General features: G+C 63.8%; 17 protein-coding genes. 11 read left to right on the top strand and 6 right to left on the bottom strand.

Annotated features, from left to right (window positions below; translation table 11 throughout):
- Positions 1-97 precede the first annotated feature (97 nt).
- Positions 98-565 carry a hypothetical protein gene (locus KCG88_RS20725; RefSeq protein WP_011058979.1) on the bottom strand — a complete coding sequence of 156 codons (468 nt, stop codon included), beginning with the start codon at positions 563-565 and terminating at the stop codon, positions 98-100.
- Between the two features lie 385 nt (positions 566-950).
- Between KCG88_RS20725 and KCG88_RS20720 the strand changes: the two genes are divergently transcribed.
- Positions 951-3,026 (top strand): AsmA family protein, encoded by a 2,076-nt coding sequence (locus KCG88_RS20720; RefSeq protein ID WP_210713007.1) that lies wholly within the window; start codon positions 951-953, stop codon positions 3,024-3,026.
- 66 nt (positions 3,027-3,092) lie between these two features.
- Here KCG88_RS20720 and KCG88_RS20715 read toward each other — a convergent pair whose 3' ends face one another.
- Positions 3,093-3,623 (bottom strand): ferritin-like domain-containing protein, encoded by a 531-nt coding sequence (locus KCG88_RS20715; RefSeq protein WP_047283710.1) that lies wholly within the window; start codon positions 3,621-3,623, stop codon positions 3,093-3,095.
- Between the two features lie 110 nt (positions 3,624-3,733).
- The gene (locus KCG88_RS20710; protein ID WP_162470465.1) at positions 3,734-4,657 is read right to left on the bottom strand and encodes a LysR substrate-binding domain-containing protein; all 924 of its coding nucleotides are present in this window, start codon (positions 4,655-4,657) and stop codon (positions 3,734-3,736) included.
- Between the two features lie 125 nt (positions 4,658-4,782).
- Here KCG88_RS20710 and KCG88_RS20705 point away from each other — a divergent pair, with 125 nt between their 5' ends.
- From KCG88_RS20705 to KCG88_RS20695, 3 genes are all read left to right on the top strand, one after another.
- Entirely contained in the window at positions 4,783-5,421 is a 639-nt protein-coding gene (locus KCG88_RS20705) for an NAD(P)H-dependent oxidoreductase (protein WP_047283711.1), read from the top strand.
- Between the two features lie 12 nt (positions 5,422-5,433).
- Complete coding sequence (locus tag KCG88_RS20700; protein ID WP_047283712.1) at positions 5,434-5,739, top strand: multidrug efflux SMR transporter; 306 nt, start codon at positions 5,434-5,436, stop codon at positions 5,737-5,739.
- Between the two features lie 120 nt (positions 5,740-5,859).
- A complete protein-coding gene (locus KCG88_RS20695) occupies positions 5,860-6,750 on the top strand; it encodes a triacylglycerol lipase (RefSeq protein ID WP_047283713.1) in 891 nt (296 codons plus the stop codon).
- A gap of 2 nt (positions 6,751-6,752) precedes the next feature.
- Here the strand turns inward: KCG88_RS20695 and KCG88_RS20690 are convergent, their stop codons facing one another.
- Positions 6,753-7,658 (bottom strand): DMT family transporter, encoded by a 906-nt coding sequence (locus KCG88_RS20690; RefSeq protein WP_047283714.1) that lies wholly within the window; start codon positions 7,656-7,658, stop codon positions 6,753-6,755.
- Positions 7,659-7,754: 96 nt separating this feature from the next.
- On the opposite strand from KCG88_RS20690, the gene KCG88_RS20685 reads away from it, so the two are divergent.
- From KCG88_RS20685 to KCG88_RS20665, 5 genes are all read left to right on the top strand, one after another.
- Positions 7,755-8,543 (top strand): helix-turn-helix domain-containing protein, encoded by a 789-nt coding sequence (locus KCG88_RS20685; protein WP_047283715.1) that lies wholly within the window; start codon positions 7,755-7,757, stop codon positions 8,541-8,543.
- A gap of 71 nt (positions 8,544-8,614) precedes the next feature.
- Complete coding sequence (locus KCG88_RS20680) at positions 8,615-8,914, top strand: PsiF family protein (protein WP_110595457.1); 300 nt, start codon at positions 8,615-8,617, stop codon at positions 8,912-8,914.
- A 214-nt stretch (positions 8,915-9,128) separates the two neighbouring features.
- Positions 9,129-9,593 carry a hypothetical protein gene (locus tag KCG88_RS20675; protein WP_047335543.1) on the top strand — a complete coding sequence of 155 codons (465 nt, stop codon included), beginning with the start codon at positions 9,129-9,131 and terminating at the stop codon, positions 9,591-9,593.
- Positions 9,594-9,676: 83 nt separating this feature from the next.
- Positions 9,677-10,477, top strand: a complete 801-nt coding sequence (locus KCG88_RS20670; protein ID WP_241774685.1) for a hypothetical protein — start codon at positions 9,677-9,679, stop codon at positions 10,475-10,477.
- A gap of 125 nt (positions 10,478-10,602) precedes the next feature.
- On the top strand, positions 10,603-11,613 hold the full coding sequence (locus tag KCG88_RS20665) for a membrane protein (RefSeq protein WP_016967043.1): 1,011 nt from the start codon (positions 10,603-10,605) through the stop codon (positions 11,611-11,613).
- A gap of 66 nt (positions 11,614-11,679) precedes the next feature.
- Here the strand turns inward: KCG88_RS20665 and KCG88_RS20660 are convergent, their stop codons facing one another.
- A complete protein-coding gene (locus KCG88_RS20660; RefSeq protein ID WP_047283717.1) occupies positions 11,680-12,945 on the bottom strand; it encodes an Hsp70 family protein in 1,266 nt (421 codons plus the stop codon).
- A 296-nt stretch (positions 12,946-13,241) separates the two neighbouring features.
- Here KCG88_RS20660 and KCG88_RS20655 point away from each other — a divergent pair, with 296 nt between their 5' ends.
- The gene (locus KCG88_RS20655) at positions 13,242-14,183 is read left to right on the top strand and encodes a DnaJ C-terminal domain-containing protein (protein ID WP_047283803.1); all 942 of its coding nucleotides are present in this window, start codon (positions 13,242-13,244) and stop codon (positions 14,181-14,183) included.
- Positions 14,184-14,206: 23 nt separating this feature from the next.
- The gene (locus KCG88_RS20650; RefSeq protein WP_011058997.1) at positions 14,207-14,509 is read left to right on the top strand and encodes a chaperone modulator CbpM; all 303 of its coding nucleotides are present in this window, start codon (positions 14,207-14,209) and stop codon (positions 14,507-14,509) included.
- An 87-nt stretch (positions 14,510-14,596) separates the two neighbouring features.
- On the opposite strand, the gene KCG88_RS20645 is transcribed toward KCG88_RS20650, so the two are convergent.
- Positions 14,597-15,730: a HAMP domain-containing sensor histidine kinase gene (locus KCG88_RS20645; RefSeq protein WP_047283718.1), complete on the bottom strand. Its 1,134-nt coding sequence runs from the start codon at positions 15,728-15,730 to the stop codon at positions 14,597-14,599.
- Positions 15,731-15,788 lie beyond the last annotated feature (58 nt).

The following is a 15,788-nucleotide window of genomic DNA, read 5'->3' as shown; positions in this document are numbered from 1 at the left end:
CAGAGACAGGTGGGAGAGGCAGGGGGGAAAATGCTGCTGCTATAGAAAGTCAAAGCCCGATCCAGGGACCGGGCTTTTTTCCAGGGCCAGCATGGCCTTAGCTCGCAGCTTGATGACGTTCGGCCAGGCGATCGGCACCGCCTTCGGCAACGGTCTGACCTTGAGGTGTGCGGCTGTAGCCATCTTCCACCAGGCCTTTCTCTTCCAGGCGATCACGGCCGCCTTCAGCTACGTTTTGACCTTGTGGGGTGCGGTCGTAGCCATCTTCGGCGACGTTCTGGCCTTGAGGTGTGCGGTCGTAGCCATCTTCGGCAACGTTCTGGCCTTGAGGGGTGCGATCATAGCCGTCTTCGGCAACGCTCTGGCCTTGTGGAGTACGGTCGTAACCATCAGCAGCGACTTTGTTGCGCTCGATCAGGCGATCCGAACCGCCTTCGGCCAGGGTCTGGGTGAACACGCTGTGGCTGGCCTTGACCTGTGGGGTGGCTTGTTCAGCGGCTGGCAGGGCGAAGGCGTTGGCAGCCAGAACAGATAAGGCGAGGCTCAGTAAAAGTTGGCGTTTCATGATGGGTTGCTCCTTGGTAGGGCGATAAATTGGGTACGGAGCTAATGTTACCGCCGCTAAATCGATATAAAAGTTCATAAACACAATGGTAATAATCAACGGAATTGATTGTTTGCCGCGAAGGCTCTAGCTCGGGCGTTAACGCCGATTGCTTTTGCACCAGAGTGGGTATTTTCGACTCACTTGCGCTCCAGTGGAGAGCGGTTCGAGGTAACACAAAGCTGTCCGAATGATCAGGAAAGCAGGTTTTTTCAGCGGATCGGGTAGCCGGACTAAACCTGCGCGGGCTTTGTCAGTCGTAGTTTTCATGGCCGGTGATTTTTCCATCGGCAGTTCATCGATGCGTCGTGGTTGGGCGCTCAGTTGTCTTCAGGAGCCTCGTGCAATGACGCGCACTCGTAAAATTCTCGCCTGGTCCATCACTGGCCTGATCCTGCTACTGGCGGTGCTGGTACTGGTGATCGCGTTCTTCGATTGGAACCGGATCAAACCCACGCTCAATGCCAAGGTCTCCGAGGAGTTGCACCGGCCTTTCGCGATCAATGGCGATCTGTCGGTGCTCTGGCAGCGCGAGCCCGACGAGGGTGGCTGGCGGGCCTGGGTGCCCTGGCCCCACGTGGTGGCCCAGGACCTGACCCTGGGCAACCCGGACTGGTCCAAGGCGCCGCAGATGGTCAGCCTCAAACGGGTCGAACTGCGTATTTCGCCCTTGGCCCTGCTGGCGCAACGGGTGAGCATTCCGCGCATCGACCTCACCGAGCCCGACGCCGCGTTGCAGCGCCTGGCCGACGGGCGCGCCAACTGGACGTTCAAGTTCGACCCCAAGGACCCGAACGCCGAACCGTCCAACTGGACGGTGGACATTGGTGCCATCGGTTTCGACAAGGGCCACGTGACCCTCGATGACCAGAGCCTGAAGACCCAGCTGGACCTGCAGGTGGAACTGCTCGGCAAGCCGATCCCGTTCAGCGATATCGTCGGTGAAAGTGAAGCGAAGAAAGTGGCCGAGAAAGGCGCCGAGGCCCAGGCCTATGCCTTCGCCCTCAAGGTCAAGGGCCAGTATCACGGGCAGAAGCTCGCCGGCACCGGCAAGATCGGCGGCCTGCTGGCCTTGCAGGATTCCCGCAAGCCGTTTCCGCTGCAGGCCCAGGCGCAGATCGGCGACACCAAGGTGGAGCTGCGCGGCAGCCTGACCGACCCGCTGAACCTCGGCGCCCTGGACCTGCGCCTGAAGCTGGCGGGCACCAGCCTGGGCAACCTCTACCCGCTGACCGGGGTGACCCTGCCGGATTCGCCGCCCTATTCCACCGACGGCCACCTGACTGCCAAGCTGCACGACCCGGCGGGCGCGACCTTCAGTTACCAGGACTTCAACGGCAAGATCGGCGACAGCGACATCCACGGCAACCTGACCTACGTGGCCAGCCAGCCACGGCCCAAACTCAGTGGCGCGCTGGTGTCCAACCAGCTGCTGATGAGCGATCTGGCGCCGCTGATCGGCGCCGACTCCAACGCCAAGCAGAAGGCCCGGGGTGGCGAGAGCAAGCAGCCGGCGGACAAGGTGCTGCCGGTGGAAGAGTTCCGCACCGAGCGCTGGCGGGACATGGACGCCGATGTGGAATTCACCGGCAAGCGCATCGTCCACAGCGCCGAGCTGCCGTTCACCGATCTGTACACCCACCTGGTGCTCAACGACGGCCAACTCAGCCTGGAGCCCCTGCGCTTCGGCGTGGCCGGCGGCAAACTCGATGCCCAGATCCGCCTCAACGGCCACACCACGCCGCTGGAGGGCCGGGCCAAGCTGACGGCGCGCAATTTCAAGCTCAAGCAACTGTTCCCCACCTTCGAACCGATGAAGACCAGCTTTGGCGAGCTCAATGGCGATGCCGACATCGCCGGCCGCGGCAACTCGGTGGCGGCCCTGCTGGGCAGCGCCAACGGTGACCTGAAGATGCTGATCAACGATGGCGCCATCAGCCGCAGCCTGATGGAAATCGCCGGGCTCAACGTCGGCAACTATGTGGTCGGCAAGATGTTTGGCGACAAGGAAGTGAAGATCAATTGCGCGGCGGCCGACTTCGGCATCAAGAGCGGCCTGGCGACTTCCCGGCTGTTCGTCTTCGACACCGAGAACGCCATCATCTACATCGATGGCACCGCCAATATGGCCAGCGAGCAACTGGACCTGACCATCACTCCGGAATCCAAGGGCCTGCGCCTGTTCTCCCTGCGCTCGCCGCTTTATGTACAGGGCAAGTTCATCCAGCCCAGTGCCGGGGTCAAGGCCGTGCCCCTGGTACTGCGCGGTGCCGGCATGGTAGCCCTGGGGGTGATTGCCGGGCCGGCGGCGGGCCTGCTGGCGCTGGTGGCGCCCAGCGGCGATGAGCCCAACCAGTGCGCGCCGCTGTTGCAGCAGATGCGCTCGGGCAAGGCACCGGTGACGGTGAAACCGACTCACTAAGGGCCAGGGCGCGCGGCCAGAAAAAAGCCCGCCGCTGCAGGCAGGGCGGGCTTGGGGGAGAGGGCGTTACAGGTCGTTGAGGATGTCCGCCATGTCGTCGGCGTGTTCTTCTTCCTGGGCCAGGATCTCTTCGAACAGGCGGCGGGTGGTGGGGTCCTTGTCACCGATGTACTGGATGATCTCGCGGTAGCTGTCGACCGCGATGCGCTCCGCCACCAGGTCTTCGTAGACCATTTCCTTCAAGGTGCTGCCGGCCACGTACTGGGCATGGGAGTGCTTGGACAGCAGGTCGGGGTTGAACTCCGGTTCGCCACCGAGCTGGACGATGCGCTCGGCCAGTTTGTCGGCGTGCTCGGCTTCCTGGGTGGCGTGTTCGAGGAACTCGCTGGCGGCGACGCTGGCCTTGATCCCGTTGGCCATGAAGTAGTGGCGCTTGTAGCGCAACACACAGACCAGCTCGGTGGCCAGCGACTCGTTGAGCAGGCGCAGTATCTCCTCGCGATCGGCGTTGTAGCCCTCGGTTACGGCTCCGTTTTCCACGTGCTGGCGGGCCCGTTCGCGCAGGGTGTTCACATCAGACAAATGCATGTCGCTCATCTCGATCTCCTGGAGGCTAATCCGATTTACGCCAGGCTCTGTTGGCCTGATCGCTACCTTGGTTGTGAGTCGCGGCGGCGGCAAAAAGTTTTATCGGATGTGCCCGGCGGTCAACTGCGTGCCAGAGGCGGGTGCCCGGCCAGCAATGATTCCTGCTGCAACCATTGAAGGAAGGCGCGCACCGGTGGATGGCGCTCGCGGCCGGGCACGCACAGGGCGCTGTAGCCGGCGCCGTCCACCTGGACTTCGGGTCGGTAGGGCTGCAGCAGGCCGCTGGCCACGCTCTGGGACACCAGGATGTCGCTGGCCAGGACCAGGCCCTGGCCGGCAATGGCCGCTTGCAGGGCGTACTGTTCCTCGTCGTAGGAGCGGATCAGCGGCGCGTCGTCGAACCAGCTTTCCCCGGCCTGGGCGCACCAGGCCTGCCAACCGTCGGCATACAGCCGGGAGTTGCGCCAGTGCACGCTGATCAGGGTCGGCGCCTGCTGGCGGGCCAGGGCCACCTGCTGGGGCGAGCCGTAGACCGCGAAACGTTCGTCGAACAGGCACAGACCGTGCAGGTCCAGGTAGCCCTCCTGGCTGTAGCGGATCGCCACGTCGATGCTGGCGTCCTGTTGCAGGTCCACCACCTCGCACTGGGTATCCAGGCGCAGGCTGATGCCGGGGTGCCGGGCATAGAAGCGCCCCAGCCGCGGCACCAGCCACAGGGCGGCAAAGGCCGCAGTGGTGGAAACGGTCAGTTGGGCATTGCTGGGCGTGGGCCGCAGCGTATCGACACTCTGGGTCACCTCCAAAAGAGCACCGTGCAAACTGTGAAACAAGCGCTGGCCGGGCTCGGTCAGGCGCACCTGGCGTGGCAGTCGTTCGAACAGCGCCACCCCCAGCCAGTGCTCCAGGCTGCGGATCTGGTGCGACACCGCGGTGGGCGTCACCGACAGGTCCTCGGCGGCGGCCTTGAAACTCAGCAGGCGCGCGGCGGACTCGAAAGTGCGCAGGGCGGTGAGGGGCAGGTGGGCAAACATCGAGTGCTCCATGGCTGAGTTAAATTCATCTGGAAGAAATTCTGTTCATTTGTTGCAGTGCGGCTGTGCTCTTAGCTTTAGCGTGGACCGGCCTTGGTTTCAAGGCCGCCATCAGCAACCCGTCTGAGGCAGATGAGATGAGTACAGTTCTTGCGATCCACGGTAGCCCACGGGGCGAGCGTTCCCACAGCCGACGCCTGGCCGACGCCTTCCTCCAGGCCTGGCAAGCGGCCAATCCCCAGGGGCTGCTGACCCGGCGCGAGGTTGGCCGGGGTGCCTTGCCCCACGTCAGCGAAGCCTTTATCGCCGCTGCGTTTTATCCACAGCCCGAGGCGCGGCCGCTGTCGATGCAGGCCGACCTGGCCCTGAGCGACGAGCTGGTGGCGGAGTTGCTTGGCCATCAGCGCCTGGTGATCTCGGCGCCAATGCACAACTTCAGCGTGCCCAGCGGGGTCAAGGCCTGGGTCGATCACATCGTGCGCCTGGGGCTGACCTTCAACACCCAGCAGGACAACGGCGTGGCCCAGTACCAGCCCCTGGTGCAGGGCAAGAAGGTGTTGATCGTTACCAGCCGCGGCGGAGGCGGCTTTGGCCCGGGAGGCGAGCATGAAGCGATGAACCACGCGGACCGCTGGTTGCGCACGGCCCTGGGTTTTATCGGTATCGAAGACGTCACCGTGGTTGCGGCGGAAGGCGAGGAATCGGCGCCCGAGCGTTTCGCGCAGTCCTGTGGCGAAGCCCAGCAGCGCCTGCTGGCCCTGGCGCAGAGTTTCTGAGGGGGTGGCGCCATGGCCTGGATGTTCCTGCTGTTGGCGGCGGCCTTCGAGGTCACGTTCGCCATGGGCATGAAGTACGCCGAGGGCTTTACCCGGCCCTGGCCGTCGCTGCTGACGGTGGTCGCGGCGGTGGGCGGGATCTACTTCCTGACCCTGGCCATGCGCGAGTTGCCGGTGAGCGTGGCTTACCCGATCTGGACCGCCATCGGTTCCCTGGGCACGGTGCTGCTGGGCTGCCTGCTGCTGGGGGAAAGCCTGACGGCGGTCAAGCTGGTGTCGGTGGGGCTGATCGTGGCGGGGGTGGTCGGGCTGAAGTAGCTGCCGGGAGAAATGGGCTGTCACCGGTTTGTCGCCAAAGCGTCATGGGGTCTGACGACGGCCCCGGTTATGGTCTAGCTTTCAGCCAGCCCCGCAGCCTTCGCACAAGGATGTCGCCGCATGTCCCAAGAGCTTGCCACCCGTTACCCCCTGGTCCTGGTGCCCGGCATGCTCGGCTTTGTCCGCCTGCTGCTGTACCCCTACTGGTACGGGATCATTCCGGCCTTGCGCCGGGGCGGGGCGCAGGTGATCGCGGTGCAGGTCTCGCCGCTCAACTCCAGTGAGGTGCGCGGTGAGCAGTTGCTGGCGCAGATCCAGCGGATCATGGCCGATACCGGCGCCGCCCGAGTCAACCTGATCGGCCACAGCCAGGGCGCGCTCACCGCGCGTTACGCCGCCGCCAAGCGCCCGGACTGGGTGGCCTCGGTAACGTCGGTGGCAGGGCCCAACCATGGCTCCGAGCTGGCGGATTATCTGCAACGGCATTCACCCGCCCATAGCCTGCGGGGGCGAGTGCTGAGCCTGCTGCTGAGGGGGATTTCAAGCCTGATGCGGTTGCTGGAAACCGGCTATCGCGGACCGAAGCAGCCGGTGGATATCCATGCTTCGCACCAGTCCCTGACCACCGAGGGCGTGGCCCTGTTCAACCGCCAGTACCCCCAGGGGTTGCCGCAGGAGTGGGGCGGGCAAGGGCCGGCGCAGGTCGACGGTGTGCACTACTACTCCTGGTCCGGCATTTTGCAGCCGGGCAAGACCAATCGCGGGCGTAACCTGTTCGACGGCACCAACCGCAGTTGCCGGCTGTTCGCCCGCACCTTCGTCCGTGAAGCCGGCCAGTGCGACGGCATGGTGGGGCGCTACAGCTCGCACCTGGGGCAGGTCATTGGCGATGACTACCCGCTGGACCATTTCGATATCGTCAATCAGTCCCTGGGGCTGGTGGGCAAGGGCGCGGAGCCGATCCGCCTGTTCGTTGAACATGCCCGGCGCCTCAAGGCCGCCGGCCTCTGACCTCAGCGTTGCCCGGCAGAAGCCGGCTTGCCGGCGAGCGGTCCCAGCACGGTGGTCCAGCGCTCCGAGAGAATCACCCCGCCCAAGGTCAGCAAGCCGCCCACCAAATGGAACCAGGCCAACTGCTCATGCAGCACCACTGCCGCAATCAGCGCCGTGATCAACGGCAGCAGATTGAAAAACAGCGTGGTCCGGCTTGGCCCCAGGCGCGCCACCGCCTGCATCCAGGCCAGGGGCGCGAGCATCGAAGCCAGCAGGCAGGCGTAGAGCACCAGCGGAATGTTCTGCAGGGTCGGGCCTACCTTCGGCGAAGCCAGGAACAACGGTAGCAGCACCACCACCGCCACCAGCACCTGCAGATACAACAGCACCAGTGGCGGCAGGCGTAGCTGCCATTTCTTCAGCAGGGTGCTGTAGATGGCGTAGGCCAGGGTGGCCACCAGCATCATCGCGTCCCCCAGGTTGACCCCGTGTTGCAGCAGCGCGGCCAGGCTGCCGGAGGACACCACCACCAGTACCCCGGCGAAGGACAGCACGGCGCCCACCAGGGCTCCGGCAGTCAGGCGCTGGCCCAGGGCCGCGATGGCCATGGCCAGGGACATCAGCGGCATCAGCGAAAGGATGATGCCCATGTTGGTGGCCGAGGTCAGGCTGGCGGCGAAGTAGGCCAGGCTCTGGTACACCGCCATGCCCAGCACGCCGAGAATGGCGATGCGCCAGAGGTTGGGGCGGACCTCCGGCCAGTGCTTGATCACCGGCTTGAGCATGAAGGGGGTGAACAGCAGGCCCGCCAGCAGCCAGCGATAGAAGCCGATCTCCGCGGGAAAGATCGCGCCCACGGCGAGTTTGTTGATCACGGTATTGCCGGCCCAGATAAAAATGGCCAGCAGTGGATAAGCGTATTGCATGGAGACAACCAGACAGTTGATGAAGGCTGATTATCCTCCTGTCCGGATCAATGCCTATACTGCGAACCGGACAACCCGCCCCGACATCCGGACAGCATGAGCAAAAAACACATCGATCTCCTGGAGTTCCACGGGCTGCCCGCGCCGGTGTACTTCCGCTATGCCGACTTCGCCGCCCACAGCCATGCCCTGGAGCATCGCCACCCCTGGGGCTGCCTGGAGTATTCGGCCCACGGCGTGATGCACATGGAGATTGCCGGCCAGCGCTTCATGTCGCCGCCGCAATATGCGGTGTGGGTGCCGCCACAGACGCCCCACAGTTTCTACACCGCGCAGCCGATCAACTACCGCGCCGTACTGCTGGCCCCTGAGCTGTGTGCCGAGTTGCCGGCCGGGGGCAGTACCCTGGCCATCAGCGAGATCCTCAAGGCGATCCTCAAGGACTTCGCCGCCCGCGACGTGCAGATCCCCGAGGGCGAGGCCGACCAGCGCCTTGCCCAGGTGCTGCTGGACCAGTTGCGCCAGGCGCCGGTGCATACCTGTTACCTGCCCTACGCCAGCAGCCCCGACCTGCTGCGGGTGCTCCAGGCCCTGCAGGCCGAACCGGGCAACAACCAGCCCTTGGCCCACTGGGCGGGGCTGGCCCATGTCAGCGAGCGGACCCTGGCCCGGCAGTTCGTGCGCGAGTTGGGCATGAGTTTTGGCGAATGGCGCCAGCGCCAGCGTTTCCTGGCCTCCATCGAGGCCCTGGAGAGCTCGCGCAGCATCCAGGAAATCGCCTTCGACATGGGCTACAGCAGCGCCTCGGCGTTTATCGCGATGTTCCAGCGCCAGGCTGGCAGCACGCCGGAGCAGTATCGCCGGGCCGGCCTGCAGAACAGGTGAAGGTGTAACAGGCTTTGTCTACACTGCGCTGGAGGCCGTGCCCGTCGGTGCGGTGACAAGGAGAAAACTCCATGAAGATGTTGCGTATTCCGTTGTTGATGGTGGGCCTGCTGCTGTGCTCCCAGGGTTTTGCCGCCACCGCCCAGCAGAACAAGATGACCACCTGCAATGCCGAGGCCACCGCCAAGGCCCTCAAGGGCGATGAGCGCAAAGCCTTCATGAGCACCTGCCTCAAGGCCGCTCCGGCCGCTGCCGCGACCCCTTCCACGCCTCAGGAAAGAATGAAGAGCTGCAACGCCACGGCCACCACCCAGGCGCTCAAGGGCGATGCACGCAAGGCGTTCATGAGTGATTGCCTGAAGAAGAAATAAACCCCGGTCGATACTGTCATTGCGCCTCCCCGTCATGCCTTGGGGAGGCTCATCTCCCGCGTGTCTCGTTGCTCATGGCGGTTTTTTCTCGGCCGCATTCCGTCATTGTGTTTATGATCCTTGGCGCTTCGTCCGCAGCCAGGGGGCAGATGTTCGACGCCTTGATGGAGGGTCAGCGCCTGGAGCTGGCCAGCAATTGCATAGGGAAGTGACGGTGAAAAGAGTTCTGTGGGTTCTGCTGTGTTGTGTTCTTGCCGGGTGTGCTTCTGCTCCCCGTCAAAAAAGCCAGGACGAGGTCTTCTCTGACGTGGCGTCAGCTGTACAACAGGGCCGCGATGGCTCCCCGCAATTCCAGGATGCCTTGCCGCTCGCCGTTACCCGGATCAACAGTCACGGCGTGCTTCCCGATCGCCTGATGATCGTGGCGGGGGGCGGCATGGAGCGCTTTGGCATGCGCGACAGGTTCCGCATGGTGTCTGCAGAGCTGAACAGAAAGCTGGTGATATTCGGCGCCAACCCGGCATTGGACAAGGCGATTGTCGGCGGTGCGCTGAGTGATCAGCAGTTTCCTCGGGTCTGGGTGTTCTTTGTCGGCGAGCCGGCGCAGGAGCAGGAAATGCAGGCCATCGTCGAAGCGGCGGGGAGCAAGTACTCGTTTATCAGCAAATACCAGCAATGAGCAGGCTCAGGTTGGCCGGAAGCCTTCGCCGCGCCATTGGGCACCTACTGGTAGGCGGACTGTTGGTGATCATCGGCGGCTGCATGTCGCCACCCCTGGTCTATGAAAACGCTCGCTTCGACAACCGGCTGCTCTGCCAGGAAGGCGCGAAGCGGGTCACCCTGATGCAGCGCTACTCCTTCGATTTACCAGGGCCTTACCGGCATGCCGAATGCGGAACCGTTACCGGAGGGTTTTATTATGAAAAGGCCAGTGATTCATTGTCTGTGGGAACTTCCGGTTCCTTTTCCTATGGCGACACCCAGGTGACGGCATCCGCGCTCTATATGCGGGTCGACAGCTTTCTCGATGGGCAGGGCGTGGGGCTGCTGTATCCGAAGCAGGCATTTCTTGATGATTTGCTGGCCAGGCAGGCGTTGCCATCCCATACCGGCGTCAAGCCCAGTAGCTTCGACTGGGTGACCCTGCAGGGCTATCAATGCCTGCGTGCATACGAGCGTTGGGAAGGGGCGGCGGTCGGTATTTTTGAGGACAAGGTGAAGTACTGGTGCTGGGAGCAGGAGAGCGGCCTGCAACAACCCTTCTATGTGCATGCAGGCCAGCGCCTGCCCTTGGGGAGCAAGGGTTACGACCTGGATAAGGTGTTTATCCAGCCGTTGTTCCAGAGCCTGAAGATCAACCCCTTGCCAGAGCCGGTACTGGCCAAGGCTCGAGCCGGCATTCAAAAGGCGTGTGCCCATCTCAAGTCGCGCTACGACCAGAACCTGAGATGGGGCGATGACTACCCCGACAAGCGCCTGACCCTGACCCGCCTGCATTACTGCGGCTACGACGTGCCGCTGCCCGACCTTTCGGCCCCGGCGGCCGGGGCCAAAGCCGACTGAACCTTCGCCTGTCACAACACTCCAGTACCCTGTAAGCCCGCGTCCTCACGGCGCTTGCCACTATTCCTCAGGGGTGAAGGCTGGCAGACTGCCGGTCTTTTCCCCGCTGTCTGTCTTGAGGCTATATGCCAGCGTTTTCACAGCGTCATCTGTTGTTCATCAGTTGGATCATCATCTTCGGTGGCCTGTTGCTGGCCTTGCCCCTGCGTCTGTTGCCCAGCCTGCTGGCCGGGTTGCTGGTGTTCGAGCTGGTCAACATGCTCACCCCGCAACTGCAGCGGCTGATCGAAGGCCGGCGTGCGCGCTGGCTGGCGGTGGCGCTGCTGGGCACGCTGGTGGTCAGTCTGCTGACCCTGCTGTTCGCCGGGGCCATCAGTTTCCTGCTGCATGAAGCGGAGAATCCCGGCGCCTCGCTGGGCAAGTTCATGGTGGTGGTGGACAAGGCCCGGGGCCAGTTGCCGCCGTTCCTCGATTCCTATCTGCCGGCCAGTGCCGCCGAGTTCCAGGCCGCCATCGGCGCCTGGGCCAGCAAGCACCTGAGCGAGCTGCAACTGGTGGGCAAGGACGCGGCGCACATGTTCGTGACCCTGCTGATCGGCATGGTCCTGGGGGCGATCATCGCCTTGCAGCGCATCCCCGACCTGACCAAGCGCAAGCCCCTGGCGGCGGCGCTGTTCGATCGCCTGCACCTGCTGGTCCAGGCGTTTCGCAACATCGTCTTCGCCCAGATCAAGATCTCCCTGCTCAACACCTTCTTCACCGGGATCTTCCTGGCGCTGATCCTGCCGCTGTTCGGGGTCAAGCTACCGCTGACCAAGACCCTGATCGTGCTGACCTTCCTGCTGGGCCTGTTGCCGGTGATCGGCAACCTGATCTCCAACACCCTGATCACCATCGTCGGGCTGTCGCTGTCGATCTGGGTGGCGGTGGCGGCGCTGGGCTACCTGATCTTTATCCACAAGCTGGAATACTTCCTCAACGCGCGGATCGTTGGCGGGCAGATCAGTGCCAAGTCCTGGGAGCTGCTGCTGGCGATGCTGGTGTTCGAGGCCGCCTTCGGCCTGCCCGGAGTGGTGGCGGGGCCGATCTATTACGCGTACCTGAAGAGTGAGTTGAAGCTGGCGGGATTGGTGTGAATCTTGTTCGCCGGCCAGCCGGCTCCTACAACGGTCTGTAGGAGCCGCCTAGCCGGCGAAGCGGTTTCAGCCGTAACGCTTCTTGGCTTCGATCGCCAGGCCGCTGCCGATGCTGCCGAAGATATTGCCTTCCACATGCCGGGCGTTGGGCAGCATCGCCGCCACGCTCTGGCGCAGCGCCGGAATGCCGCTGGAACCACCGGTGAAGAACACCGTATCGACCTGGCCCACACCGACATTGGCGTCGCTCAGCAACTGGGTGACGCTGGTGCGGATGCGCTCCAGCAGGCCGTCGATGGAGGATTCGAACAGGGCCCGGGTCAGGTCCACGCTGAGGTCGCGCTCGATCCGGTCCAGGGCCACCAGGCGGCTTTCGGCTTGGGTCAGCTGGATCTTGGTTTCTTCCACTTCCATGGCCAGCCAGTGCCCGGCGCGCTGTTCGATCAGCTTGAACAGGCGGTCGATGCCGCCGGTGTCTTCGATGTCGTAGCGCATGCTGCCCAGGGCCAGCTGGGATTTCTGCGAGTACACCGAGTTGATGGTGTGCCAGGTCGCCAGGTTCATGTGGTGGCTGGTGGGCATGTAGGCGCCGCTCTTCATCCGGCTGCCGTAGCCGAACAGCGGCATCACGCCGGCCAGCGAAAGCTGCTTGTCGAAGTCGGTGCCGCCCACGTGCACGCCGCCGGTGGCCAGGATGTCGTCGTGGCGGTTATCGACGCCACGGCGCTCGGGGGACAGGCGCACCAGGGAGAAGTCCGAAGTACCGCCGCCGATGTCGACGATCAGCACCAGCTCTTCGCGTTCGATGGTGGATTCGTAGTCGAAGGCCGCGGCGATGGGTTCGTACTGGAAGGACACGTGCTTGAAGCCGATCTTGCGGGCCACTTCCACCAGGGTGTCTTCGGCTTCCTGGTCGGCGGCGGCGTCGTCATCGACGAAGAACACCGGGCGCCCCAGCACCACTTCTTCGAATTCCCGACCAGCGGCGGCTTCGGCGCGGCTTTTCAGCTGGCCGATGAACAGCCCCAACAGGTCCTTGAACGGCATCGCGGTGCCCAGCACGCTGGTGTCGTGCTTGATCAGCTTGGAGCCCAGCAGGCTTTTCAGCGAGCGCATCAGCCGGCCTTCGTAGCCTTCCAGGTATTCGTGCAACGCCAGGCGCCCGTACACCGGACGGCGCTCCTCGATATTGAAGAACACCACCGAAGGCAGGGTGATCTTGTCGTCCTCCAGGGTGATCAGCGTCTCCTCGCCGGGGCGCAGCCAGCCGACGGTGGAGTTGGAGGTACCGAAGTCAATGCCGCAGGCACGGGCCGGGGTGGCGTTGTTCATGTCTTTGGATCCGGTGAAAAAAACGGCCGCGCAGCGTACGCCAGTCCTCGCGCCTTGCAAAGGCCGACTATGTGCTAAATCACCCCTGTTGTGCCTTGAAAGACTATCCTTGACCCCCAAACTTGCAGGCATGGGCCGCGCAGCCACCTGGGATCACAAGATCCGCCCGAGGCTGCCGATAAACTTCTGATGCGCCGTTCAGTCAGAGAATTGAGATTGATCAATTCTCATGCTGCCAGACCGAGCATGCTGTGCTGCACGCCGCGCGACTTTGATAACGGATGGTGATTCCCTCGATGGACTTCAAAGACTATTACAAGATTCTCGGCGTGGAGCCGACAGCGGACGACAAGGCGATCAAGGCCGCCTATCGCAAGCTGGCGCGCAAATACCACCCCGACGTCAGTAAGGAAAAGGATGCCGAGGCCAAGTTCAAGGATGCCTCGGAAGCCTATGAAGCGCTGAAAAGCGCCGACAAGCGCGCCGAGTACGACGACCTGCGCAAGTACGGCCAGCATGGCCAGCCCTTCCAGGGGCCGCCGGGCTGGCAGAGCCGCGGCGGTTTTGGCGGCGGCGAGGGCGGTGGCGATTTCTCGGACTTCTTCAGTTCGATCTTTGGTAACCGGGGGCCAGGATTCGGCGGCCCGGAGCAGCGCCGCAGCAGCGGTCGTCGTGGACAGGATGTGGAAATGGAACTGCCGATCTTTCTTGAAGAAACCCTGTCCACCGAGTCGAAGAAGATCAGCTTCCAGGTGCCGCAGTACAACGCCAATGGACAACACGTCAGCAACACCAGCAAGAGCCTGAACGTGAAGATTCCGGCCGGTGTCACCGACGGCGAGCGCATCCGCCTCAAGGGCCAGGGCGCACCGGGCGTGGGCGGCGGTGCCAATGGCGACCTGTACCTGACCATTCGCTTCGCGCCGCATCCCAAGTTCGATGTCGAAGGCGAGAACCTGATCATCACCCTGCCACTGGCCCCCTGGGAGCTGGCGCTGGGGACCGAGGTCGCGGTACCGACCCTGACCGGCAAGATCAACCTCAAGGTTCCGGCCGGCAGCCAGAATGGCCAGCGCATGCGCGCCAAGGGCCATGGCCTGCTGAACAAGGCCGGCCAGCGCGGCTACCTGTTCGTGCAACTCAAGGCGGTCATGCCCAAGCAGACGGGCGACGACGTCAAGGCCTTGTGGCAGGAGCTGGCGAAGAAGGCGGCGTTCGACCCTCGGGAAAATTTCTGATTCGACACTAGGAGGCGCTGATCATGAGCACCCTGATCGTTCAGCTGGACATGGAAGAGTTCTGTGAAGTGGCCGACCTGTCGGCGGCCTACGTGATCGAAATCGTCGAGCACGGCATCCTCGAACCTCAGGGCCGGGCGCCCAAGGACTGGCGCTTCAACGACTATGAGCTGTCCCTGGCCAAGCGCGCGGCGAAGTTGCGCCGCGACCTGGACCTGGAATGGGAAGGCGTGGCCCTGGCCCTGGACCTGCTGGACGAAGTGCGGCAACTGCGCGCCGAGAACCAGATGCTCAAACAGCGCCTGGGCCGCCTGCTGGTGGACTGACCGCCCCCTGTAGGAGCCGGCTTGCCGGCGAAGAGGCCCTTGAGCCTTGCGTCGCTTGTGCTGGCGCCTTCGCTGGCAAGCCAGCTCCTACGGGGTGGCGCGGGAGACGCGCGGCAGGATCACGGTGAAAGTGGTGCCATCGCTGGCGCTGGAGCTGACTTCGATACTGCCCTGATGGGCCACCACCACTTCCTTGACGATGAACAAGCCCAGGCCAAGGCTGGTGCTGGGGGTACCCAGTTCTTCGTCGACGCTGCGCACCAACGGGTCGAACAGAGTGCCCAGGGCCTCCGGGGGAATCGGCGTGCCGTAGTTGTGCACGGTCAACAGCACCTGCTCCGCGCCACCAGTGATGGTCACCGTTACGGTGCGGCGGTCGTTGCCGTGCTGCAGGGCGTTGCCGATCAGGTTTTGCAGCATCTGCTCGATGCGCCCGCGGTCCCAGATGCCATGGCTGTCGCCCTCGAAACTCAACAGCGGGGTGCAATCGGGCTGCCCGGCGCAGGCTTCGTCCATGGCCGCCCGGGCCGCGCTGGCCAGGTCCATGGGCGCAGGTTCGATGGGCAGGCTGCTGCCCAGTCGGCTGCGCACGAACTCCAGCAGGTCGCTGACCATGGCGCCCATGTGCCGGGTGCCGCTCTTGATACGTGAAACGAAGGCCTGGGCGTCGCCGTCCAGGGCGACTTTGCGCGCCAGCATCTCAGTGGACATGCTCACGGCCTGCAATGGCGCCCGCAGGTCGTGGCCAAGAATCGCCAGGAAGATATCCCGCGAGCGGCTGACCTGTTCGGCATAGGCCGCGGTGGACTCGGCCAGGGCCTCATCAATGGCTTCGTTGAAACGGATCATGTCCTGCAGGTAGCCCAGGTCCGGTGTCTGCAGGCTGGCCACCCACAGGCGGATCACGCAGGCTCGCAGGTGGCGGAATTCCGAGGTCATCTGCACCAGGTCGAACCCCACGTGATGGCGCAGCTCGCCATGGCTGGCGGCCGCGGCATCCAGGCTGGGGGTTTTTTCCGGGCCTTCGCCCTTGGCCTTGGCCCGTTGTTCCCCGGGGCTCTGGGCGGTGCGCATGTCCCGGGCGGCGGCCAGCAGGATGGCGCGCGCGTGGTCCCGCAGGTCCGTGCGGGTCAGGGAGTCCGGGGCGAGGCTCCTGGCAAATTGTTCCCATTCATCAACGATTCGATCAACGTGCTGCACGATAAAATCGGACAGGCGCATAGCCGGGCACCTTACTGGGCAGTGAGTGGAAAACCGAGACGCATCTTAGCGCCTAATC

Source organism: Pseudomonas sp. MWU349 (assembly GCF_017947325.1).
GTDB lineage: Bacteria > Pseudomonadota > Gammaproteobacteria > Pseudomonadales > Pseudomonadaceae > Aquipseudomonas > Aquipseudomonas protegens.
Note: the sequence above shows the minus strand (reverse complement) of the source record. Positions and strands in the feature narration are given on the sequence as shown.

Coding starts and splice junctions, on each gene's coding strand:
- KCG88_RS20685 (WP_047283715.1), top strand. CDS start 7,755: ATGAGCAAAAAACACATCGATCTCCTGGAGTTCCACGGGCTGCCCGCG.
- KCG88_RS20725 (WP_011058979.1), bottom strand. CDS start 565: ATGAAACGCCAACTTTTACTGAGCCTCGCCTTATCTGTTCTGGCTGCC.
- KCG88_RS20680 (WP_110595457.1), top strand. CDS start 8,615: ATGAAGATGTTGCGTATTCCGTTGTTGATGGTGGGCCTGCTGCTGTGC.
- KCG88_RS20670 (WP_241774685.1), top strand. CDS start 9,677: ATGTCGCCACCCCTGGTCTATGAAAACGCTCGCTTCGACAACCGGCTG.
- KCG88_RS20695 (WP_047283713.1), top strand. CDS start 5,860: ATGTCCCAAGAGCTTGCCACCCGTTACCCCCTGGTCCTGGTGCCCGGC.
- KCG88_RS20660 (WP_047283717.1), bottom strand. CDS start 12,945: ATGAACAACGCCACCCCGGCCCGTGCCTGCGGCATTGACTTCGGTACC.
- KCG88_RS20705 (WP_047283711.1), top strand. CDS start 4,783: ATGAGTACAGTTCTTGCGATCCACGGTAGCCCACGGGGCGAGCGTTCC.
- KCG88_RS20715 (WP_047283710.1), bottom strand. CDS start 3,623: ATGAGCGACATGCATTTGTCTGATGTGAACACCCTGCGCGAACGGGCC.
- KCG88_RS20700 (WP_047283712.1), top strand. CDS start 5,434: ATGGCCTGGATGTTCCTGCTGTTGGCGGCGGCCTTCGAGGTCACGTTC.
- KCG88_RS20655 (WP_047283803.1), top strand. CDS start 13,242: ATGGACTTCAAAGACTATTACAAGATTCTCGGCGTGGAGCCGACAGCG.
- KCG88_RS20665 (WP_016967043.1), top strand. CDS start 10,603: ATGCCAGCGTTTTCACAGCGTCATCTGTTGTTCATCAGTTGGATCATC.
- KCG88_RS20645 (WP_047283718.1), bottom strand. CDS start 15,730: ATGCGCCTGTCCGATTTTATCGTGCAGCACGTTGATCGAATCGTTGAT.
- KCG88_RS20710 (WP_162470465.1), bottom strand. CDS start 4,657: ATGGAGCACTCGATGTTTGCCCACCTGCCCCTCACCGCCCTGCGCACT.
- KCG88_RS20720 (WP_210713007.1), top strand. CDS start 951: ATGACGCGCACTCGTAAAATTCTCGCCTGGTCCATCACTGGCCTGATC.
- KCG88_RS20690 (WP_047283714.1), bottom strand. CDS start 7,658: ATGCAATACGCTTATCCACTGCTGGCCATTTTTATCTGGGCCGGCAAT.
- KCG88_RS20650 (WP_011058997.1), top strand. CDS start 14,207: ATGAGCACCCTGATCGTTCAGCTGGACATGGAAGAGTTCTGTGAAGTG.